This window comes from Kribbella sp. (genome assembly GCF_035655035.1).
In the GTDB taxonomy this organism is placed as follows: Bacteria; Actinomycetota; Actinomycetes; order Propionibacteriales; family Kribbellaceae; genus Kribbella.
Genome location: NZ_DASRVN010000067.1, coordinates 36936 through 59545, shown reverse-complemented (window position 1 = coordinate 59545; position 22610 = coordinate 36936). Strand labels below are relative to the sequence as shown.

At 68.1% G+C, this 22610-nt stretch carries 18 protein-coding genes; 15 read left to right on the top strand and 3 right to left on the bottom strand.

Annotation, left to right across the window (positions count from 1 at the left end; translation table 11 throughout):
- Positions 1–112 precede the first annotated feature (112 nt).
- Positions 113–724, top strand: coding sequence for an NADPH-dependent F420 reductase (locus VFF46_RS04320; RefSeq protein ID WP_325035699.1), 612 nt, complete (start codon positions 113–115; stop codon positions 722–724).
- On the opposite strand, the gene VFF46_RS04315 is transcribed toward VFF46_RS04320, so the two are convergent.
- Positions 714–3500, bottom strand: a complete 2787-nt coding sequence (locus VFF46_RS04315; RefSeq protein WP_325035698.1) for an AAA family ATPase — start codon at positions 3498–3500, stop codon at positions 714–716. The two genes, VFF46_RS04320 and VFF46_RS04315, sit on opposite strands and share 11 nt — an antisense overlap.
- Positions 3501–3593: 93 nt before the next feature.
- Here VFF46_RS04315 and VFF46_RS04310 point away from each other — a divergent pair, with 93 nt between their 5' ends.
- Entirely contained in the window at positions 3594–4448 is an 855-nt protein-coding gene (locus tag VFF46_RS04310; protein ID WP_325035697.1) for a helix-turn-helix transcriptional regulator, read from the top strand.
- 52 nt (positions 4449–4500) lie between these two features.
- Here VFF46_RS04310 and VFF46_RS04305 read toward each other — a convergent pair whose 3' ends face one another.
- Together VFF46_RS04305 and VFF46_RS04300 are read right to left on the bottom strand one after the other, a co-directional pair.
- Positions 4501–5277: an SDR family oxidoreductase gene (locus VFF46_RS04305; protein ID WP_325035696.1), complete on the bottom strand. Its 777-nt coding sequence runs from the start codon at positions 5275–5277 to the stop codon at positions 4501–4503.
- Positions 5278–5334: 57 nt separating this feature from the next.
- On the bottom strand, positions 5335–6174 hold the full coding sequence (locus VFF46_RS04300; protein ID WP_325035695.1) for an SDR family NAD(P)-dependent oxidoreductase: 840 nt from the start codon (positions 6172–6174) through the stop codon (positions 5335–5337).
- A 180-nt stretch (positions 6175–6354) separates the two neighbouring features.
- On the opposite strand from VFF46_RS04300, the gene VFF46_RS04295 reads away from it, so the two are divergent.
- The 13 genes from VFF46_RS04295 (at position 6355) to VFF46_RS04235 (ending at position 22605) form a co-directional block, all read left to right on the top strand.
- Positions 6355–7194 (top strand): helix-turn-helix transcriptional regulator, encoded by an 840-nt coding sequence (locus VFF46_RS04295; RefSeq protein ID WP_325035694.1) that lies wholly within the window; start codon positions 6355–6357, stop codon positions 7192–7194.
- Between the two features lie 249 nt (positions 7195–7443).
- Positions 7444–8940 carry a sugar ABC transporter ATP-binding protein gene (locus VFF46_RS04290; RefSeq protein ID WP_325035693.1) on the top strand — a complete coding sequence of 499 codons (1497 nt, stop codon included), beginning with the start codon at positions 7444–7446 and terminating at the stop codon, positions 8938–8940.
- Positions 8937–9956, top strand: coding sequence for an ABC transporter permease (locus VFF46_RS04285; protein WP_325035692.1), 1020 nt, complete (start codon positions 8937–8939; stop codon positions 9954–9956). The genes VFF46_RS04290 and VFF46_RS04285 overlap by 4 nt, the downstream gene beginning before the upstream one ends.
- Positions 9946–10914, top strand: coding sequence for an ABC transporter permease (locus VFF46_RS04280; protein WP_325035691.1), 969 nt, complete (start codon positions 9946–9948; stop codon positions 10912–10914). The genes VFF46_RS04285 and VFF46_RS04280 overlap by 11 nt, the downstream gene beginning before the upstream one ends.
- A gap of 11 nt (positions 10915–10925) precedes the next feature.
- Positions 10926–11990, top strand: coding sequence for a rhamnose ABC transporter substrate-binding protein (gene rhaS / locus VFF46_RS04275; protein WP_325035690.1), 1065 nt, complete (start codon positions 10926–10928; stop codon positions 11988–11990).
- Positions 11991–12035: 45 nt separating this feature from the next.
- The gene (locus tag VFF46_RS04270) at positions 12036–15203 is read left to right on the top strand and encodes a family 78 glycoside hydrolase catalytic domain (RefSeq protein ID WP_325035689.1); all 3168 of its coding nucleotides are present in this window, start codon (positions 12036–12038) and stop codon (positions 15201–15203) included.
- Positions 15204–15410: 207 nt separating this feature from the next.
- Positions 15411–17105 (top strand): Ig-like domain-containing protein, encoded by a 1695-nt coding sequence (locus VFF46_RS04265; RefSeq protein WP_325035688.1) that lies wholly within the window; start codon positions 15411–15413, stop codon positions 17103–17105.
- 127 nt (positions 17106–17232) lie between these two features.
- Complete coding sequence (locus VFF46_RS04260) at positions 17233–19017, top strand: hypothetical protein (protein WP_325035687.1); 1785 nt, start codon at positions 17233–17235, stop codon at positions 19015–19017.
- A 6-nt stretch (positions 19018–19023) separates the two neighbouring features.
- Positions 19024–20388, top strand: a complete 1365-nt coding sequence (locus VFF46_RS04255) for a glycosyltransferase (RefSeq protein ID WP_325035686.1) — start codon at positions 19024–19026, stop codon at positions 20386–20388.
- A gap of 45 nt (positions 20389–20433) precedes the next feature.
- On the top strand, positions 20434–20601 hold the full coding sequence (locus VFF46_RS04250; RefSeq protein WP_325035685.1) for a peptidase: 168 nt from the start codon (positions 20434–20436) through the stop codon (positions 20599–20601).
- Positions 20601–21761: a non-hydrolyzing UDP-N-acetylglucosamine 2-epimerase gene (gene wecB / locus VFF46_RS04245; protein ID WP_325035684.1), complete on the top strand. Its 1161-nt coding sequence runs from the start codon at positions 20601–20603 to the stop codon at positions 21759–21761. The genes VFF46_RS04250 and wecB overlap by 1 nt, the downstream gene beginning before the upstream one ends.
- Positions 21758–22453: a class E sortase gene (locus VFF46_RS04240; protein ID WP_325035683.1), complete on the top strand. Its 696-nt coding sequence runs from the start codon at positions 21758–21760 to the stop codon at positions 22451–22453. The genes wecB and VFF46_RS04240 overlap by 4 nt, the downstream gene beginning before the upstream one ends.
- The gene (locus VFF46_RS04235; RefSeq protein ID WP_325035682.1) at positions 22450–22605 is read left to right on the top strand and encodes a hypothetical protein; all 156 of its coding nucleotides are present in this window, start codon (positions 22450–22452) and stop codon (positions 22603–22605) included. The genes VFF46_RS04240 and VFF46_RS04235 overlap by 4 nt, the downstream gene beginning before the upstream one ends.
- The last annotated feature ends 5 nt before the right edge of the window (positions 22606–22610 follow it).

The following is a 22610-nucleotide window of genomic DNA, read 5'->3' as shown; positions in this document are numbered from 1 at the left end:
CGGCCAGTTCCTCGGTCCACCCCGGCGCCAGAGTTAGGTGTTCACTACCGACGCGAGGACCCGCGCGCACCGGCGAGGCTGTATCCGACCGAGCCAGACAAGGGAGTAGTGCATGAACGTCGCAGTCATCGGAACAGGTCGGGTCGGAAAGGTGATCGGCGGTGGGCTGGCCGCGGCAGGACACAGCGTCGTCTACGCGTCCCGCAACCCGGCGGAACAGACCGGCCTTCCGGCACCGACCGCCGACGTGAAGTCAGCGGTCGCCGGCGCCGACGTCGTGGTCGACGCGATCCCTGGCGGGGTCGTCCTGGAAACGCTGAACTCGATCGGCGCGGAGGCCCTGGCGGGCAAGGTTCTCGTCGACGTGGCGAACGACCTGTCGGCGAACTTCGAACTGAGCTACCCGAACGCCAGCCTGGGCCAAGTGATCCAGGACGCCTTCCCGCGGACACACGTCGTGAAGACTCTCAACACCGTGCAGGCGCCGCTGATGAACAACCCGTCCAGTCTTCCCGCGGCAAGCACGGTCTTCCTGGCGGGCAACGACAGCGACGCGAAGTCCGTGGTCGGCGGGCTGTTGAGCGATCTGGGCTGGCCGGCGGAGTGGCAGCTCGATCTCGGCGACATCGGTCAGGCGCGGGCGACCGAACACTTCATCTTCCTGTCGTTCGGCATCGCGCGCAGCCTGGGAACGATCGACGTCAACATCGCGGTCATCCGCTGAGGCCGGGATCCGCCAGGTTCAGGTTCCGCAGTTCCCGCCGGGACTTGACGCCCGACTTCCGGAAGATGCTGCGCAGGTGCGCATCCACCGTGCGCGGGCTCAGATAGAGCGCGGCCGCGATCTCCTTCGACGTCGCACCGCCGGCGGCGCGGGAGGCGATGTCGAGCTCCCGCGCGGTCAGGGTGTCGGCGAAGAGGCGATCACGCCGCCGTGCGTGTTCGCCGGTCGCTTCCAGTTCGCGGGCCGCCCGGTCGGCGAACGCCGTGAGCCCCATCTCGGACAGTGCCTCGTGGGCGGTGCGCAGTTGGTGCCGGGCATCCGAGCGCCGGTCGTGACGGCGCAGCCATTCGCCGTACACGAGATGCGTTCGGGCGCAGTAGGTCCGCAACGTCGTACGTTCCAGACGCGCGAGTGCCTGTTGGAAGAGAACGTCGGCGTCCGCGTCGGTGCTCAAGAGGGCGCGGGAGCGCAGTTCCACGCCGATCGCCGCATCGGTCCGGCACAGGCGCGCACCTCGCTCGATCGTGTGCATGGGCCGGCCGGCCAACTCCGGTCTACCCAGCCGGGCCGCCGATTCCACCAGTTCGAAGGGCAGGAAGAGCTCGAAACCGAGGTCGCCGTGTGCTTGCGCCTGGGTAGCGGCGTCCGCCGCGAGCTGGTACTCGCCCAACCCGTTGTTGAGTACGGCGGTGGCGTACTCCATCACCACCAGGGCCCGGCCCTCGCCACGGCGGATGACCTCGGGAGCCAAGGCGAGCAGCTGGTCGACGCGGTGCCGGTCTCCTCGCCAGGCGCTGAGCACGATGTCGCCGTACACGAATTCGGCGTTGCCGGTCGCAGCGGTGATCGCGTACGCCTCGCTGACGCCGACGGTGGCCGCGTTGAGCCGGCCGCCCAGGACATGCGCGATCGCGTTGAGATTCAGCGCGAGTGGCAGCACCGACAACGCCCCGGTCTTCCGCGCCATCGCGACCATCCGCTCGGTGAGCACCGCGTGCGTCTGGTCGTCCCACAGGTCCATGGTCGTGATGCAGGCCAGACCGAGCCACCGGAGTTCCTTGTCGCGGATCGAACCGTCGGCCAGTGTTTCGGCCATCGCTCGCCGCATCGCCGGAACAGCCGCCTCGTAGCCGAGCACCACGTGGGTGGCCAGACCTTCCAGCAGGTGGTCCACGGGTCGCGCGCCGGCCGTATGCGCCAACTCGCGCAGACCGGCGCCCGCGACTTCGGGTAGGACGCCGTCGCCCAGCCGGCCGGCGTACATCGCCGCGCTGAACGCTTGGAGGAGCGCGACCCGTGCGCGATCGCCATTCACGCGTGTGGCGGCGCTCAACAGCATGGACGCGGCGCGGGAGTTACGCGCCGATTGAAAGGCGATCTGGGCACGCTGGAGTGACACCGCGCCCGATTGTTCTGAGCCCAACTGGTCGTTCTGCACCTCGTCCAGGAGTCTCAACGCCCAGTTCACGGCACCTGCGGACTGGGCGAACTGGGCTGCGACGAGCATTCTGCTCGCGCGCCTTCCCGGGTCGGCCGTGAGTTCGGCCGCGCGTTCGGTGAATGCGGCAGCGGCGGACATCCCACCGCGGGTGAGGGCCCGGCCGGCCGAGGCCTCGAGTTCCAGGGCGATGTCTTCGTCCGGGCCGGAGGCTGCCTGTGCCCGGTGCCAGGCTCGGCGGTCAGGCTCACGTTCGGCGTCGGTCACCGCCGCGAGCGCGTCATGCGCCCGCCGTCTGTCGGCAGGTGCTGCCGCCTGGTACACCGCCGAACGCACGAGCGGATGACGGAAACGGACGCGGCCGCCGATCTCGAGCAGATCGGCCGTCTCGGCCGGTTCGGCGGCTGCCCGGTCGATGCCCAACCGGTCGATCGCATCCCAGAGCAGAACGGTGTCGCCGAGTGGTTCGGCCGCCGCCACGAGCAGGAAGCCCCGGGTCTGCGCAGGCAGCGCCGAGATGCGCTCAAGGAAGCTCTCCTCGATGCGACTGGCAACGGGCCGCGTAGGGAACGCGTAGCCGCCGGCCAGTCTCCGCGAGCCGGCACTGCGTGGAAGCTCCAGGAGCGCGAGCGGATTCCCCCGCGCCTCGCCGATGATCGTGTCCCGCACACGCGCATCGATCGGTGCGTGAATGGCGGACGCGAGCAGCAGCCGGGCGTCCTCGTTGCCGAGGGCACCTACCGGGATCGTACGAAGCCCCGCCAGCTGCTGAGCCGACGCCGGATCACGGACCGAGAACACGATCGCGATGCGATCGGCCTCGACGCGGCGGGCGACGAATGCGAGGGCGTGCGCAGACTCGTCGTCGAGCCAGTCCGCGTCGTCGATGACGCAAGCAACCGGAAGCCGCCGGCTGCGGTCTGCCAGCAGCCCGAGCACGGCGAGCCCGACGAGAAGACGCTCGGGTACGACGTCACTCCGCATCCCGAAGGCCGCCTCGAGCGCGGCGCGCTGCGGCCCGGGAAGGGTCTCCGATCGACCGAGCAACGGCCCACAGAGCTGATGCAGTGCGGCAAACGGAAGGACCGACTCGAACTCGGCACCGGCAGCACGCAGGACCTGGACTCCTGGAACCGCGCGAATCGCCTGCTCGATCAGCGCTGTCTTGCCGATGCCCGCCTCGCCGGCCAGCACCACCGCAGTACCTCGTCCCAGGCCCGCCTCGCGAAAGGCAAGCTCCACCTGGGCCAACTCGGCGTCCCGACCGAACAACGGACGGCTCGTCCTGGGCCACTCAGTCGCACCTCGCTGGGGCTGACTTGCTGGTGCGTCTGACACGTTTCAGTGTAGGCCGGGGTGTCCAATTCCTGGGTGAAGCGCACCCACCTTATCCACCCCAACCAGGCTCTGTGGCGCCATAGCCTCGGGGGTATGGACACCGACAAGGGACCCGCGGCCGAGAACGCGTTGGGAGGCTTCCTGCGGGCGCGGCGTTCCCAATTGCGCCCGGCGGACGCCGGCCTCCCCACGACCGGCCGCCGCAGGGTCCCAGGTCTGCGGCGTGAAGAGGTTGCCACCCTGGCGGGGATCAGTACGGACTACTACATGCGCCTGGAACAGGGCCGCGAACGGCGCCCGTCGCGGCAGACCCTGGAAGCCGTCGCACGCGCGCTGCGGTTGGACGACGAGGCGGTGCTGCACCTGTTCCGCGTGGCTACCCCGGCTAACCGCCGTACGCGCCGGGCGCCTCGCGTCGAACGCGTCGCTCCGCACCTGCTGATGCTCCTCGACAGTTGGAGCGAGACGCCCGCTCTCGTCGTCGGCCATGCCCTGGACGTGCTGGCTCGCAACCGGCTCGCGGCTGCCCTGCACAGCGGCTTCACCCACTCGGACAACCTGCTGCGGACGACCTTCCTGGATCCGGCCGCGCGCGACTTCTACCGTGACTGGGACCGCGCCGCGGAATCGAACGTGGCCGCACTGCGCCGGGCGGCCGGCAGCGACCCCGACGACCCGCGGCTGCGGGAACTCGTCGGTGAGCTGTCGTTGAAGAGCGCCGACTTCCGGGAACGGTGGGCGCGGTGCGACGTACGGCGCAAGACCCGCGAGGCCAGGCTCTTCCACCACGCCCAGGTCGGCGACCTGCAGTTGCACTCCGAGTCGTTCACCGTCAACAGCGCCCCGGCCCAGCAACTCATCGTCTACCAAGCCGAACCGGGCAGCACCTCCGCCGATGCCCTTGGCCTGCTCGGCTCCCTCAACGCCGACGGGGAACCATCACAGTGATGGTTCCCCGGTCGTGCGGCGACGTGCTCGGCTTCGGTACGTACGGCGGCCCTCAGACGGCCTGGGCGGTGGGGAGGATGGTGATCTCGGTGAGGTTGACGTGGCGCGGTACGGCGGCCATGAAGGCGACCGTCTCGGCGATGTCCTCGCCCTGGAGGACGTCGATGTCGTGGATCAGGTCGGCCATCAGCTTCGAGGCGTCGGGGTCGGTGACGTGGTCGGGGAGTTCGGTGTCGACCATTCCGGGCTCGATGGTGGCGACCCGGACCATCTTCGGACCGAGTTCGACGCGGAGCAGGCGCGTGAGGTGGCTGATGTAGGCCTTGGTCCCGGAGTAGACGGAGAACTTGGTCAGGATCCGGGTGGCCGCGATCGACGAGGTGTTGATCAGGTCGGCGGGCTTGCCCTCGGCGGCGGACTCCGTCAGGTGCGGCAGGAACGCGGCGATCACGTTCATCAGACCACTGATGTTGAGGTCGATCTGGCGCTGCCAGTCGTCGACCTTGAGCTCCTCGATGCCGGAGATGAGCTGTACGCCGGCGTTGTTGAACACCAGGTCGGCCTTGCCGAAGCGATCGGCGACCTGGGCCGCGGCAGCCTCGACCGCCGTACGGTCGGTGACGTCGACGCCGAGGGCGAGCGCGGTGCCACCCGCGGACTCGATCTCCTTGACGACGCCGTCGAGCCGGTCCTTGCGGCGGGCGAGGACGACCACGGTGGCGCCGAGCTCGGCGAGGCGCTTGGCGGTCACGGCACCCATGCCGCTGGAGGCGCCCGAGACGACGGCGACGCGGCCGGCCAGCGGGGTACCGGTGAGCAGTGCGGACATGATGAAACCTCTTTCGGTCGGATGGTGCACAGGCTGTGGGTCTGCGGCCGCCGTACGTCAGGCAGCGTCGTCGTGGCCGGTGGCGGCGGACTTCTCGCTCCAGGGGGCGAGATCGTCGCGGATCTGCTGGATCTTCACCTCGAGACGCTCGATCGTGTCGCGTCCCAGGTACAGGTGGGTGGGCAGCTTCGCGCCGGACGTGACCTCGACGATGAGGGCCGCGCCCTTGACCGGGTCCCCGAGCTGCGCGTGGTTGGCCTGATCGATCCAGTCCAGCGTCACGTGCGCGGGAGTGTTGTCGTAGTCGGAGATGCGATTGGCGCTCACCGACAGCGAACTGCTGTCGAGGAAGTCGGTACGAAACACGCCGGGCTCGACCACCATCGACTGGATGCCGAACGGCGCCAGCTCGGCCGAGAGCGCCTCGCTGATGCCGGCGACCGCGAACTTCGAGGCGGAGTACATGCTGACACCGGGCTCGCCCTCGAAGCCGGAGCGTGAGCCGATGTGCACCAGCTTGCCCGAACCCTGCTTGCGCATGACGGGCAGTACGGCGCGGGTGACGTTGATCAGGCCGAAGACGTTGAGGTCGAACAGCGAGCGGGCTTCCGCGTCCGTGATCTCCTCGAGCGCGCCGAGCAGACCACGTCCGGCGTTGTTGACCAGTACGTCGATCCCGCCGAACCGGTCCACGGCCGAATCGACCGCGCCGGGGATGCTGCTGTCGTCGGTGACGTCGAGAGCGACCGCGAACGCGTTCCCGGAGCTCTTCAGATCATCCGGGACGCGCTCCGGATGCCGGACGGCGACGACGACGTTGTTGCCTGCTGCCAGTGCGGAGCGGGCGATCTCGGCGCCGATGCCTCGGGAAGCCCCGGTGACGAACCACGTAGCCATGAGGAATACCTCTCTCGTTGCTTGCCCTTGCAGGGCTTGTCGGCTTGCGTGTTCGAGTCTGTGGCGGTCGGGCAGGCGGATGAAGGCTGCGGTCTTCCTGGGTGTCCCACACCTAGGCTGACGAGCCGCGACCGCGCCGGGCGAACCACCACGATGCGTCGCTCCGGCTAGCCTTGGGTGATGAGCAACGGGTCTCCTCTGGGCGATTTCCTGAGAGCTCGACGCGAAGGGCTGAAGCCTCACGACGTCGGCCTTCCCGAGTACGGACGACGCCGTGTCCCGGGGCTGCGCCGGGAAGAGGTCGCGATGCTGGCCGGTGTCAGCTCCGACTACTACATCAGGCTCGAGCAGGGCCGGGAGAACAGTCCGTCTCCGCAGGTTCTCGAGGCGGTCGCCGGTGCGCTGAAGCTGGACGACGAAGCGTCCGACCACCTGTATCGGTTGTGCAGAGCCGCCGAACGGCGTCCCCGTGGCCAGAGTGAAGTGAGCGCTCAGCTGCGCCAGTTGATGGACGGTTGGGAACACACCCCGGCGTTCATCGTCGGCCCGGCCCTGGACATCCTCGCGGGCAACGCCATGGCCGCGGCCCTGCACCTGGGGTTCGACAGCTCGGACAACCTTGCCCGGATGGTGTTTCTCGACCCCGCCGGTCGCGAGTTCTACCAGGACTGGGAGCGGGCGGCGCACTCCTGCGTCGCGGAGTTGAGGTCGGCGTACGGCTACGACCCCGCCTCGGCCAGGATCGCCGAGGTGGTGGACGAGCTCTCGGGTCAGAGCACGGAGTTCGTCGATCTCTGGGCGCGGCACGACGTGAAGAGCAAGTCCCAGGAAGGCAAGAACCTCAGGCATCCAGAAGTCGGTGACCTGCGGATCCGGTTCTCGGCGTTCACGGTGAACGGCGCGCCGCACCAGCAGCTCGTGGTCTACCAAGCCGAGCCGGCCAGCCCTACGGCGGAAGCTTTCGAGAAGCTGCGAGCGATGACGCCCAAGTACCTGCATCCCCTGCCCGACACCGTCTGACCAGCCGCCGAGGGCGGTGACGACCGCGCCGGCGGCGACATCGGTGACTCCGTCGGGGCAGTTTCGCCGCTCCCGTCGTACCTCGCATCGGCGAACATCGCCTAGTGCGCGGGGCTTTGCGGCGGTTTGAAACGTCTTAGTGGCTGGACTCGGTAATAACGCAGCGAAGTCTTGACGCTCCGCAGAGTGGATCGTATGTTCCACTCCACTGCTTGAAACCTTTCAGGCGCGCCGAGTCGGAGGTGACCGATGGCCGCAGTGTTGCGCGTGCGTGGTGTGTCGAAGTCCTTCGGCGCGGTAGCCGCCGTCCGGGATGTCTCCTTCGACCTGTACGGCGGTGAGGCACACGCCCTGGTGGGTGAGAACGGTGCCGGCAAGTCGACGATCGTGAAGATGCTCGCCGGCGTGCACAGCCCCGACGCGGGCAGCATCGAGCTGGACGGTACGCCGCTCGCGCTGAGCGGACCTGCCGACGCCAAGGCCGCCGGGATCGCGGTCATCTACCAGGAACCGACGCTGTTCCCGGACCTGTCGGTCGCCGAGAACATCGCGATGGGCCGGCAGCCGCTGGGCCGGTTCCGGACGATCGACCGGGCCGCGATGGTCGGCCAGGCGGCGCGGCTGTTCGGGCGTCTCGGCGTGTCGATCGACCCGAACCGGCCGGCCCGCGGTCTGTCGATCGCCGATCAGCAGCTGGTCGAGATCGCGAAGGCGCTGGCGGTGGAGGCCCGGGTCGTGGTGATGGACGAGCCGACCGCGGCGCTCACCGGTGTCGAGGTCGAACGGCTGTTCGCGGTCGCGCGGTCGCTCCGCGACGACGGGGCCGCGGTGCTGTTCATCTCGCACCGGTTCGAAGAGATCACGGCACTCTGCCAGCGGGTCACGATCATGCGCGACGGCCGGCTCGTGTCGACCGATCCGCTCGCCGACACCAGCGTCGACGAGATGGTCCGCCGGATGGTCGGCCGCGATCTCGACGCGCTCTTTCCCAAGCAGGACGTCAGTCCCGGCGCGACGGCGCTCAAGGTCGAGGGCCTCTCGCGCGACCCGGTCTTCAAGGACGTGTCGTTCGAGGTTCGCGCCGGCGAGATCGTCGCGCTGGCCGGCCTGGTCGGTTCCGGCCGGTCGGAGGTGGTGCAGTCGATCTTCGGGGTCGACCCACGCGACTCCGGCACGGTCGAGGTCGCCGGCCGCCTGCTCAAGGCAGGACGGCCGCGACAGGCGATGGCCGCGGGAGTCGCGCTGGTTCCCGAGGATCGCCGTCAGCAGGGCCTGCTGATGGAGCTGTCGGTCGAGCGCAACGTCACGCTGCCGCGGTCACGCTCGCTGTCCCGGTTCGGCTTCCTGATCGGCGGCCGGGAACGCCGGTCCGCGAAGGAATGGACCGAGCGGCTGAAGACGAAGTACGGGCGGTTGTCGGACGCGGCCGGCACGCTCTCGGGCGGCAACCAGCAGAAGGTCGTCCTCGCGAAGTGGCTGGCCACCAGGCCGAAGGTCCTGATCGTGGACGAACCGACCCGCGGTATCGATGTCGGCACCAAGGCCGAGGTGCACCGGCTGATGTCCGGCCTGGCCGCGGAAGGCGTCGCCGTACTGTTGGTGTCGTCGGAGCTGCCCGAGGTGCTCGGGATGGCCGATCGCGTCCTGGTGATGCGCGAGGGCCGCCTGGTCGCCGAGCTGAGCCGTGCCGGGGCGACCGAGGAGGCCGTGATGTTCGCCGCCACGGGTCAGGAGGTGACCGCATGACCGCCGTCGGGATCCGCGCTCCGAAGCGGTCGTCGCTGGACGTCGTACTCCGGGCCCGCGAGCTCGGCATCGTGCTCGCACTCGTCCTGCTGGTCGCGGTGACCGCGATCTCCAATCCCCGCTTCCTGTCCGGGCAGAGCATCCGCGACATCCTCCTCAACACCGCGATCCTGGCCGTCCTGGCCGTCGGTCAGGCGGTGGTGGTGATCACGCGCAACATCGACCTGTCCGTCGGATCGGTCCTCGGCCTGAGCGCGTTCGCCGTAGGCACGCTGTTGCGGGACAACCCGGGCGTCCCGGTGGTACTCGCGCTCCTCGCCGGTGCCGCGGTCGGAGCCGTCTGCGGTCTGCTGAACGGCGTCCTGGTCCGCTACGGCAACATCCCGGCCCTGGTCGTCACCCTCGGCACCTTGTACGTCGTTCGCGGCGTCACGTACTTCTGGGCAGGCGGCAGCCAGATCAACGCCGACAAGTTGCCGCCGGGGTTCCTACGGTTCGGCAACGCGAGCCTGCTCGGTGTTCCGTACCTCGTCCTCATCGCTGTGCTGGTCCTGGTCGTCACGGCGGTTGTCCTGCGCAACTATCGGACCGGTCGCGAGCTGTACGCGATGGGGTCCAGCCCGCAGGCCGCGACACTGGCCGGCATTCCGGTGGGGCGCCGTACCGTCGGGGCCTTCCTGGTCAGCGGTGGCCTGGCCGGCCTGGCCGGAGTGTTGTTCGCGGCGCGGTTCGGCACGATCGACGCCGCCGCCGGCACCGGGTACGAGCTGAATGTCGTGGCAGCCGTGGTGGTCGGTGGAGTCGCGGTCTTCGGCGGCAGCGGCACCGTCTGGGGAGCCGCCCTCGGCGCGCTGCTGCTGACCACGATCGGCAGCGCGCTCGCCGTCCTGGAGATCAATCAGTTCTGGCAGCAGGCGATAGTCGGCGCCTTGATCCTGCTGGCGATCGGCGCCGATCGGCTGGTCGCGGTCCGGGTCGCGGCGGGCCTGAAGAAGCGGGGCTCTCATGTCGGCTGAGCTCACCGGCACCCGCGGCGGCCGCCTGGCCAACTGGAACGTCGCGATCGTCGCGATCACCGTGGTCGCGCTGATCGTGGCCGCCGTGACCGTCGACAACTTCGGCACCGCGCAGAATTTCGGCTTCCTGGTGCTCGACCTGTTGCCGATCATGCTGGTCGCGCTGCCGATGACGCTGGTGATCGTGACCGGCGAGATCGATCTGTCGGTCGCGAGTACCCTCGGCCTGTCCAGCGCGGTGATGGGCTACCTGTGGAACGCGAACCAGCCGATCGAGACGATCATCCCGCTCTGCCTGCTGCTCGGCGCGGTCCTGGGCGCGGTCAACGGAGTCTTCGTCACGGTCCTCGGACTGCCGTCGCTCGCGGTCACGATCGGCACGCTCGCGCTGTACCGCGGTCTCGCGTTCGTCGTCCTCGGCGACAGCGCCGTCGCCGACTTCCCGGCCGCCTACACCGATTGGGTCACCGGCACGATCGGCGGTACGTCGATCCCGAACGTGCTGGTCGTGATCGTCGTCCTGGCGGCCGTCTTCGGCGTGATCCTGCACGCCACCCCGGTCGGGCGAGCCGTCTTCGCCGTCGGCGCGAGCGAGCAGGCTGCCCGCTTCGCCGGCATCCGCCCCGGCCGGCTGAAGTTCTGGCTGTATGTCGCCAGCGGGGCCGTGTCGGGTCTGGCCGGTGTGCTCTGGACGCTGCGTTACTCCAGCGCCCGCGCCGACAACGGCGCCGGTCTCGAGCTGGCGGTCGTCGCCGCCGTACTGCTCGGTGGTGTCTCCATCTTCGGCGGCAAGGGCGCGCTGCCCGGCGTGATCGCCGGCGTCGTACTGCTCGGAGCACTGCAGAACGCGCTCCGCCTGTCCGACGTGTCCAACGAGGCTCTGAACGTCGTCACCGGCGTACTGCTGATCGCCTCCGTCCTCGTCCCCAACCTGGCCAACCGGCTGCGTCGCACCTGAAAGGTCGAACCATGTCCCATCGCAAGCACCTTGCGCTCGCCGTCGCCGTTCTCGCGCTGACGGCCTGCGGCGGTACGACGAAGTCCAGCACCGCGGGCCAGAACACCGGCGCCCCGCAGAGCACCGCCGCGAAGGCCGACCCGAACGCGCCCCTCAAGCAGGGGCTGAAGATCGCGTATCTGCCCAAGCAGCTGAACAACCCGTACTCCGACGTCGAGGTCGGCGGCGGGAAGACGGCGGTCGGCGAGCTCAAGGGCGAGTACAAGCTGGTCGGCCCGAACGACGCCAGCGCGTCCTCACAGGTGAGCTACATCAACACGCTGATCCAGCAGCAGCAGAACGTGATCGTGGTCGCGGCCAACGATCCGAACGCGGTCTGCCCGTCGCTGAACCAGGCGCGCAAGGCCGGGATCAAGGTGATCACCTTCGACTCCGACGCGTCGAAGACCTGCCGGGACGCGTTCATCAACCAGGCGACCACGCAGGGCATCGGCGAGAGCCTGGTGAAGATGGCGAGCGAACTGGCCGGCGGCTCCGGTGAGATCGCCGTGCTGTCCGCGACACCCAATGCCACGAACCAGAACTCCTGGATCGAGGTGATGAAGACCGAGCTGGCCAAGCCGGAGAACGCGAAGCTCAAGCTGGTCAAGATTGCCTACGGCAACGACGACGACCAGAAGTCGTTCACCGAGGCGCAGGGCCTGCTGCAGTCGTACCCGAATCTCAAGGTGATCGTCTCCCCGACCACGGTCGGCATCGCGGCCGCCTCCCGGTACGTGAGCGCCTCGAGCTACAAGGGCAAGGTCGCGATCACCGGTCTCGGCCTGCCGAACCAGATGCGCCAGTACGTCAAGGACGGCACGGTGAAGAAGTTCGCGCTCTGGAACCCGGCCGACATCGGCTACCTCGCCGCGTACGCCGGGGCCGCGATGAGCTCCGGCCAGATCACCGGAGCCCAGGGCGAGAAGTTCAAGGCCGGGAAGCTCGGTGAGTACACGATCGGCGCGGACGGCGAGATCGTGCTCGGCCCGCCGACCGAGTTCACCGCCGCCAACATCGACAAGTTCAACTTCTGACCGAACCGACCCGCAGCCCCCGCCCGCTCAGCTGAGGAGTTCGTGATGTCCCGACGCCTTCGATGGATCTGCCTTGCCCTGGCGGCCCTCCTGACCACGCCGATCAACAGCGCGTCCGCCGCCCCGACGCCGCAGGTGCACAACCTCAGGACCAACGCGCTCACCGATCCGCTGGGCATCGCCCCGGGCGTACCGCGGCTCAGTTGGCAGCTCGACAGCGACCGGCGTGGTACTGCGCAGACACGCTATGAGGTACACGTAGCCACCACACGGTCTCGCCTGGCCCGCCCCGATGCGTGGGACAGCGGCATGGTCCGCTCCGACCGCTCCCTCGAGATCCAGTACGCCGGCGCCGCGCTGAAGCCCTATACGCAGTACTTCTGGTCGGTCCGGGTCTGGGACGACCAAGGCCGGGCCACCGACTGGTCTCCGGCCGCGACGTTCGAGACCGCGCAGCTGCAACCCGGGGACTGGCGGGGCGACTGGATCGGCGCCGACAGCCAGCCGGGCGCGGAGTGGACCGACTACACGGTCGACGCGGACGTCACCGTGAAGAAGGATGCCCTGGGCATCTTCTTCCGGGGCCGCGACGGCCTGGGGTACATGTGGCAACTCAACCAGGTCGGCCCGGCCCTGCTGCGACCGCATGTCCGTCAGCAGGGCGGTGGATACGTCGTCCTCGACGAGATCCCGTTGAACGTCGACCTGACCCAGCAGCACCACCTCCGGATCACCGTCGCCGGGCAATCCATCACCACCTGGATCGACGGCACGCAGGTCGACCAGCGGCAGCGGGCGGACCACAACGAGCCCGGCATCGTCGGATTCCGGACCAACGGCGCGGAGACCGGGATCGTGCACAACCTGACGGTGACCAACTCGGCCGGTCGGAAGCTCGTCGACACGACCTTCCCCGCCGGCGACCAGACCTTCCCCGACGGGACGGTACTGCCGACCGGTGGCCTGGAGGTGAAGGGCAACACCGACCTCTGGCTGCCGGGACCGCCGCTGCCGGTGTTCCGCCGTACGGTGACGATTCCGGCGGACAAGAAGATCGCCCGGGCCCGGATGTACGCCGCCGCGGAAGGCGTCTACGAGCTCAGCCTGAACGGCCGCAAGGTCGGCGACCAGGAGCTCGCGCCGGGCTGGACCGACTACCGGCAGCGCATCCAGTCGCAGACGTACGACGTCACGCGGCAGCTGCGGCCGGGGCAGAACGTGCTCGGTGCCGAGCTGTCGAACGGCTGGTACGCGGGCAATCTCGCGATGTTCGGCCCACAGAAGTACGGGAGCGAGACCGCACTCACCGCGCAGTTGCGGGTCACCTACACCGATGGCACGACCGACGTGATCGGGACCGACCAGAGCTGGCAGACCGCGCCGGGCGCCGTACGCACGGCGGATCTCCTCAACGGCGAGAGCTACGACGCACGGCATACGCCGACCGAATGGACACCGGTGATGCTCCGGCCGAGTGTCACCTCGCGATTGGTCCCGCAGGCGGACCAGCCGGTGCGGGTGACGCAGGAGCTCGCTGCGAAGGCCATTGCTTCGCCGACGCCTGGGAAGTACCTCTACGACCTCGGGCAGAACATGGTCGGCGTCGCACGATTGCGCCTGACCGGTCAGCCCGGTCAAACCGTGACGGTCCGGTACGGCGAGGTGCTCAACCCGGACGGCACCCTCTACACCGACAACCTGCGCAGTGCGAAGGCGACCGACCACTACACGTTCGCCACCGACCGGCCGGAGACCTACCGGCCACGCTTCACCTTCCACGGCTTCCGGTACGTCGAGCTGAGCGGACTGCCGAGCGCGCCGCCGGCCAGTGCGATCACCGGCGTGGTGATGGGTACCGATGCCGCACACACGACCAGCTTCCGGACCAACTCCGCACTGGTGAACCAGCTGCACAGCAACGTCGTCTGGGGTCAGCGCGGCAACTTCCTGTCGATCCCGACCGACACCCCGGCGCGCGACGAGCGGATGGGGTGGACGGGTGACATCAACGTGTTCGCACGGACTGCGGTCTACAACCTGGACTCGCAGGCGTTCCTGAGCAAGTGGTTGCAGGACCTCCGGGACGGCCAGGCCGCAGACGGTTCGTACCCGAGTGTCGCGCCGACCGTACCCAACTCGTTCGACGGCGGACTCGGCAACGCCGGCTGGGCGGACGCGGGTGTGAACGTGCCGTGGACCCTGTGGCAGGCGTACGGCGATACGACCGTGATCCAGGCGCACTACACGTCCATGGCGCGGTACGTCGACTACCTGGCCTCGCACTCACCCGGTCTGATCCGCGGTGGCGGCGCGTACGGCGACTGGCTCAACCTGGACGACCCGACGCCGGGGGACCTGATCGGGACGGCATTCCTCGCGAAGGGCGCCCGGCAGCTCAGCCAGATGGCGGCGGCGATCGGGCAGACCGCGGACGCGGCGAAGTACCGGAAGCTCTACGACGACGTACGGGCGGCCTGGATCGCGCGGTTCGTGGCGGCCGACGGGAAGGTCGGATCGGACAGCCAGACCGGCTACATCCTTGGGTTCACCAACGACCTGATCCCGGCGGACCTGGTTCAGGCGGCGGGGGACCACTTCGCCGACACGATTCTCCGGCGGGGCACGCATCTGTCCACCGGTTTCCTCGGGGTCGACGGGCTGCTGCCGGTGCTGACGAAGGTCGGGCGCTCCGACCTCGCGTACAAGCTGCTGCAGAACACGTCGTACCCGTCGTGGGGTTACGAGATCGGCCTGGGCGCGACGACGGTGTGGGAGCGGTGGAACTCGATCAACCCGGACGGCACGTTCAACGACATCGGGATGAACTCGTTCAACCACTACGCGTACGGCGCGGTCGGGGAGTGGATGTACCGGACGCTCGCCGGTGTGTCCGCGGCCGAGCCCGGGTACCACCGGGTGCTGATCGCGCCCACGCCTGGCGACGGGGTGACGTCGTCGGACTTCGGCCTGGACACGCCGTACGGCAAGGTGACCAGCAAGTGGTCGACCACGCCCGGCGGCGGTCTGCGGCTCGACGTGACCGTCCCGGCGAACGCGACCGCCACGGTCCGGCTGCCGGCCACGTCGCCGTCGCTCGTCACGGAGTCCGGCCGGCCACTACCCCAGGCGCCGTACGTCTCCGCCGTCTCCGGCGACGGGTCCACCGTGTCAATGACCATCGCCTCAGGCACCTACCACTTCCTGGCTGCATAGAGCTCGTACTCCGGGTATCCGCCTCGTGATCACCTGCTGCGGCGCGGTCGTGTAATTCTGCAGTACCGGGGTGTTCAATTTTTCACTGTCTCGTAGGTAGCGGTACCACCTTGCTCCGGAATTGCTTGGCCGGGCGCGATCCGCTTCCACATACTCATTTCGTAATCCCTCACTAATGGGGGCGAGATGCGAGTGGGAGATATCTCTATGAAGAGCAGGGGACACAAGCGTGCCGGGCTGGAACGCCTGACGCGCGCTGCGGCCGTCGCCACGCTCGGTGTCGCGGTGGCCGGCGGGATCGCCTTGCCCGCGGCAGCAGCGGAGCCTGGACAGACGACGGGTGACGACGTCTCGGTGCCGCTGGATCCGAGGCCGGGTACGCCGGACCGCATGCAATTCCTGACGAACGTCGAACATGGTGTCGCCAATCCGGGCCAGCCGGTCAAGGTGGCGGTCAAGTGGCGGAACTGGGATGTCTGGGACGCGTTCAATTCGCAAACCCAGTTGGACGCCGTCAGCCTCAAGCAGGACGTGGTGAAGTTGCTTTCCTGGCAGAAGGCGTACATTCTGCTGAACGGCGATCCGTGCGCGACCGCCTTTCCCCCGGCCAAGGGTTCGGCGGGTGGCAAGCAGGAGCTGCTGGCGGCCTCGGAGGACAACCCGACGAACTTCGAGCCCGTGGACGTCGGCGGCCTTGTCGCGCAGGTCCGGAACCTGAGCGCGAACGCGATCAAGTCGCTGCTGGGTGGTGACAACTTCCTCACCCGGTTCCTGAAGTCCGAGGTCAAGTCGACTTGTAGCTTCACGGTGCCGGCAACTCAGCGCGACGACATCCGGGTTACGGGCGACGTGAGCCTGAACAACCTTGCCGGCCTGCTGCACTCGGACGAGATCGGCAAGACGTGGCTGAAGGTTGCGGCGCCCGCCGCGCCACAGGCTCCGACGATCCAGGCGCTCAACGGCAGCGTCAGCGTCACACAGGGCGGCGAACTGCACGGGACGGCCGACCCGGGAACCAATGTGCGCCTGAAGATCAACGGGAGCCTCTTCCAGAAGCCCGTGGTGAAGGCCGACGCGGACGGCAACTGGACGATGACGTTGCCGGACACCCTGAAGCCCGGTACGTACGCGGTCCAGGCGACGTCCCAGCGGAGCACCGGTGGCCCGTCCGCGGACTCGGCCCCGGTGTCGCTCGCCGTCACGTCGACGGCTCCTGTTGTGAAGAAGCCGGTCATCACGGCTCCCGCCGGTGACGTGAAGGCGGGCGACCAGTTGACGGTGACTGGTAGCGACGGCAGCACGGTGACCGCTGTCGACCAGGACGGAAATCAGGTCGCGGGGCCGGTTGCCGTCAGCAACGGTAAGGCGACGCTGACCCTGCCGAACGACCTGAAGAGCGCCACTCAGATCAAGGTGGTTGCCAAGGACGCGAACGGCAACCAGGCCGAGTCGGACCCGAAGAACGTCGCGGAACTCTTCCAGAGCCTGGTACCCAGCGCGGCGCCGGGCAAGACGGCGTACCTCGACGTCAGCTACGAGCCGACCGACGGTGACGTCACGAAGGTCGGCGGCCGGACCCTGGTGCTGAAGGCGCCGGAGGGTTTCACGTTCACCACCAACATGTCGTACAAGGTCTTCGGGCAGAAGGGCGCCGGCGACGGCGTCTGGATCGGCGACAAGGTGCAGCTCAGCGATGGTGGCAAGACGGCGACGGTGACCCTGCCTTCGGCCGCGGACATCCAGAAGAGCTACCAGGGCACGGTCGAGGCGTTCAACTTCAAGATCACGGCCATTCCCACGGCGGACTCCACGGCGACTCCGGGAGCGAAGACCGGCGGCACGGCGACGATCGACGGGATCGGTTCGACGCCGCTGAAGGGCGTCGTGAACAGCAAGGCATAGAGCCTCCTGCGGAACACCAGTGATGTGGCCGGGCCTACAGGCTCACCGGGGCCCGGTCACATCTTTTCCAAGCCGCCTCACATTCAGAAAGCTTTCGGGGGAAATCATGTCCGGAGCCGCTAACCCTATGACGGGCAGCGAGCGCTCCAGCGCTGAGGAACAAGCGATATCGATCGACACGCTCGACGGCACGCAGCGGACAGGCCTGTGGCGCCTGGCCTACGTGCTACTCGGTCTGGTGGCGCTGGCCCTGGGGTTCTTGTTCTTCCGGGTGACGGTCGACGCCTCGTTCATTACCTGGCGATACGGCAAGACCCTTGTGGAGCACGGCGACTGGAACTGGAACAGCGACGGCGCACCGGTGGAGGCCTACAGCAGCCCGCTGTACGCCGTTCTCTCGATCATCCCGGCGGCACTCGGCATCTCCGCGGAACTGTTCTTCAAGATCCTGGCGGTCGGCATCGCGGCCGGCTACCTCGCCACCGTGTGCCGATCCCGGTTGCCGAAGGGCCAGAAGTTCGTCCTGCTCGCGGTCGCCCTGGCCAGCCCCATCTTCTTTCTGCAGTTGTTCATGGGCCTCGAGACAGTGTGCTTCGCGCTGCTGACCGGCTGGCTGTTCGCGATCGTCTACCGGCGTGGAGGGCTGGGGCGTGCCGGGTTCGTGGTGGCAGGCGCTGTGGCGCTGTGCAGGCCGGAAGGCGTTGTGCTGGCAGCTGTGGCGATCGGCTGGTCGCTGCTGATCGATCGGAGCAGATCCAATCGGTTCGGCGCCCTGGTGGTCCTCACCGGATGGGCGCTCTATTGGGCCGCCCGGTGGTCGTACTTCGGTTCCTTCCTCCCGAACGCGTTCGCCAAGGAGACCGGCGGCAACGAACCGTTGCTGATCAGGGTCATCCAGGTGCTGCCGGTGGCCGGGCCGATTCTGCTGCCCGTCCTGATCGGTCTGGTGCTCGGCTTCACGGCGTACAGCCGGGCTACTGGCGTCTCGCTGTGGTCACGGACCGCGTCGTTGCAGGACGCGGTACCACTGGTGCTGGCGGTGACCTCCGCGGCCCTGATGTTCGGGCTGTACCGGGAGTCCGATGTGCTGGCGGACGTCGGGCACCGACTGTACTGGCAGCTGCTGTTTCCGGTGGTGTTGCTGGTGCTGAGCAGGCCGATCCGATTGACGGCCGGGTCCAGTGCACCGGAGACCGGGAGGCGACGGTGGACGGCGCTCATCGCGATCGCCGTGGCGACTGCCGCCGTACTGCTGTGGGCGCCCAGCCAGTTGTCGGCCGGTACGGCGATGGGCAGCGCAATCGTCGTGATCGCCATCGTCGCTGCCGCCTGGCGCAGGATCACCGGTGCGGTGGTGTTCGCCGCGATCGGACTGGCCACCGTGGTCGGCTTCGGCGATGCCACCGAACTGACCAGCATGCTGGCTTACCGGTATCGATTGGCTGCCGCGCACCAGGCCGTTGCCGACGCTGTTCATCAGGCCCGCGTTTCGGACGGTTCGCTCGCGGTCGCCGACGCCGGCGTACTGCCGTATCGCGCCGATCGGCGAGCGATCGACGTCGGCGGGTTGGGGACCAGCGCACCGATCGACGGCGCGTTCCTGGCGGATCGGAACCTGCAGTTGGCGATCCTCCCGTCCAGCTCGGACGATGCCGGGTCTGCCTGGGCGGCCGGTGCGGCGAGGCCGGTGCTCGCCTACGTGGCCGACCCCAGCCATGACTTCTGGTCGGCGCCTGCCGCCGAGTTCGCCCCGAACTACTACCTGAACTACTGGATCGGGCCGCACTGGCGAAAGAGCGGTCTGGCGAAACAGCTCAACATCGCGTTCCAGAAATCTCGTGAGCTCAACGACAGGCCGGACACGGAACTCGTGGCGGACAACCTGTGGAACTTCTCTTTCCTGGGAAGGTAGCGGGCCGTGCTGAACACACTCATCGAAGTTTTCACCTACACGTGCAGCGGCGTCTTCATCGCGTACGTGTGCGCGATCGTCGTACCGTTCGTCAACCGGCGGCGGATGCCCGCAGGCGACAGCGACGAATTCGAATGGCACTTCTTCGTACCGTGCCGTGACGAAGAAGCCGTCATCGGCGACACGATCGTTCGCCTGCGGACGACCTTTCCGGCCTCGCACGTCTGGGTCATCGACGACGATTCACACGACGGCACCGCACGAGTGGTCACCTCGCTGATGCACGCGGCGGAGGCTCCCGATCCGTACCTCCACCTGGTCAGCCGGCGTCCACCGCACGCGCGCACCGGAAAAGGCGACGCACTCAACACCGCGTACCAGGAACTCGCCGTCTGGCTGGGGACCGAGGTGTCCTGGGAGAGAGTCATCGTCGGCGTCGTCGATGCGGACGGCGCGCTCGCGCCCAACTGCTTGGACGCGTGTGCCGCGGACCACCTGTTCGGCGACAGCGCGATCGGTGCGGTCCAGGTCGAGGTCCGGATGCTCAACCGAGACACCGAGCCTGACTGGCCGAGCCGCCTCAGGCGATGGGCCGCGCTGAAGCTCGTGCAGTTGCAGGACATGGAGTTCCGTACGGCGATCTCGGCCATTCAGCATTCGAGGGCCCACGCGGGCACGGTGGCGATGGGCGGCAACGGCCAGTTCACCCGCCTGTCGGCGCTGGACACCATCGCCCGGGGAACCGGCGAGCCGTGGCGGGGCCTGCTGCTGGAGGACTACGAACTCGGCGTACACCTGCTCATGGCCGGATGGCGTACCGCCTCCACTGCGGACACCTACGTCGCGCAAGAAGGGCTGTACAGCCTGCGCCGGTTCATCACCCAGCGCACTCGGTGGGGTCAGGGCACCATGCAGTGCATCCGGTACCTGCCCGCGATCTGGCGGTCGAAGCACATCGGGGCGATCGGCGTCACGGAAGTCAGCTACTACCTGATCCAGCCGTGGATGCAACTGGTAGGTGCGCTCATCTACCCCATCCCAGTGCTGTTCCTGCTCGGACAGGTACTGCGTGACCCGTCGTTACTGCAGGCCGTGCCGGCCGGCCGGGGCTTCCTGATGCTGTTCCTGATCGCCGCGCTGTCCACCGGGCCGTTCGTGGTCTGGGGATTCATCTACCAGTTCCAGTGCCGGCGCGAACGGAACGTTCTGGCCGGGCTCGGGATGGGACTGGCCTTCACCTTGTACGTCGGCACGTTCTACGTCACCTCCGTCCGTGCGGTGTGGCGAATGATCCGCGGCCGGCACGGCTGGTCGAAAACCCGGCGCAATGCCGAAACGGCCGGCCGCGGGGAGGTCGCCATCGAGTCCTGACCAGTCGGCTGCCTTCAACCCTGTCTTCAGTGAAAGAGGAACACAATGTACAAGCCTGGAAAAATCGGAGTCGGTGTCGGCCCCGGACTCGCGATGACCGGCGCCAATTACGGCTGGTGGATCTCATTGGCCATCGCGCTCGTCCTCGCGGGCACTCTGATGGTGCTGTTCGCCGTTCGCCGGCGGCGTCTGGCCCGAGCGGACGTCAGCTGATGATGTCCCCAGAGGTCATGCTGTTCGCGGGGACCAGGCCGGAGGCGATCAAGATCGCACCCGTCGTGCTGGCCGCCGCGGAGGCCGGGTTGCCGACCGCGGTCGTCGCCGTGGAGCAGCAACCCGGCATGGTCGAGCAGGGGCTGGCTCCGTTCGATCTGTTCTCCGACTTCCGGCTCGACCTGGCCAGGGTGAACGGTTCGCTGAGCGAGCTGTGCACGCTGATGATGCCGGCCGTCGACCGGTTGCTGGCCGAACGGACCCCCGCCGCGGTACTGGTGCAGGGCGACACCGCGACCACCCTGGTGTGCGCGCTGGCCGCGTTCTGGCGCCGGATTCCGGTGATTCATCTGGAAGCCGGACTTCGCACCGGAGACCTCGCCTCACCGTTTCCCGAAGAGGCGAACCGGCAACTGGTGTCCCGCATCGCCTCCTTGCACCTCGCACCGACACCTGCCTCGGCGAGGGCGCTCCTGGCCGAAGGCGTGCCGGCCGAGGTTGTCGAGATCACCGGAAACACTGTTGTGGACGCGGCACACCACATCGCGGCATTGGACCGGCCGCCCCGTGACGCCGCGATCGTGCGGGCGGCCGCCGCCAGAGGCCCGCTGGTGCTGGTGACGGTGCACCGCCGGGAGTCCTGGGGGCAAGGCATCGCGAATGTCCTGGAGGCAGTGCGCGACGTCGTACGGGAGTTCCCGGACGCTGCCGTCGTACTGCCCGTGCATCCGAATCCGAGTGTCCGCGCGCAGGTCTTCCTGATGCTCGGCGATCATCCCAACGTCACGATCACCGAGCCGCTCGACTACCCGGACCTGGTGTGGACGCTGCGGCGGTCGGCACTGGTGATCACCGACTCCGGCGGGATCCAGGAGGAGGCCCCGACCTTTCGTGTGCCGGTCCTGGTCGTCCGCGAAACGACCGAACGCCGGGAAGCGGTGGAGGCGGGCTTCGCACAGTTGGTCGGTACTGAGCGGCGGGCTGTCGCCGCGGCCGCGCGGAACATTCTGAACGGCCGCAGCGTACAGCCGTTGCTGGCCAATCCGTTCGGTGCGGGTGATGCCGCGCAACGTTCGGTGGACGCGATCGGGAGACTGCTCGGTGTAGCCGGCCGAGCGGCCGCAGGCCCTGATCTGGAAACGGCAGCGCGCTCGTTATGAACGGTACGGCGACGGTTCCGGTGGGATGGCGAATCGCGGGTGTCGTTGGAGAACTGCTGGCCGTTGCCGGGCTGGTCCTGCTCGGATTCCTGGCCTATCAGACGTGGGGGAGGACAGGGCAGATCGAGGATGCCCAGGCGCAACTCGATCAGCGACTCACGCAAAGCTGGCAAACTCCTCCCAAGACCCCACGGCAGGCTGCTTCCGGGAAGTCGCGACAGGCAATGCCCGCAGGAACTCCGTTGGTACGGTTGTCGATTCCCCGGCTGGACATGCAGTGGACGGTCGTGGAAGGCGTCGACCTACAGAGTCTGCGAGGCGCGCTCGGGCACTACCCAGGCACCCAACTGCCGGGGCAGGTCGGAAACTTCGCGGTCGCGGGGCACCGGTTCCATGGGCTGTTCTGGGACCTGGACAAGGTCAGGCCGGGTGACACGATCCTGGTCGAGGACCGGACTGCACGCTACGTGTACCGGGTCGAGTCTTCGACGATGGTGAGTCCAACCGACACCGCCGTCCTGGCACCGGTCCCGGGCCGTCCTGGCGCGGCGCCCAGCACCGCACAGATCACTCTGACCACCTGTAATCCGAAATGGGGCCATTCTCAGCGGCTGATCGTGACCGGGAAGCTGCAGTCAACGGTCCCGAAGAACCCCGGCACGTCGGCTGCGCCATCAGGAGGTGCGTCATGATCGGCTTTGTCTGGCGACGGCTGCCCGGCCCGCGCCCGGTCAGATGCCTGGCGATGGTCGTCGGAGTGGTGGTGATCGCGGCGATCCTCTGGTACGGGATCTTTCCTCTGGTGTCCGACCTGGTTCCGATCGGAAACCCGGCCATGGAATGAGGGGT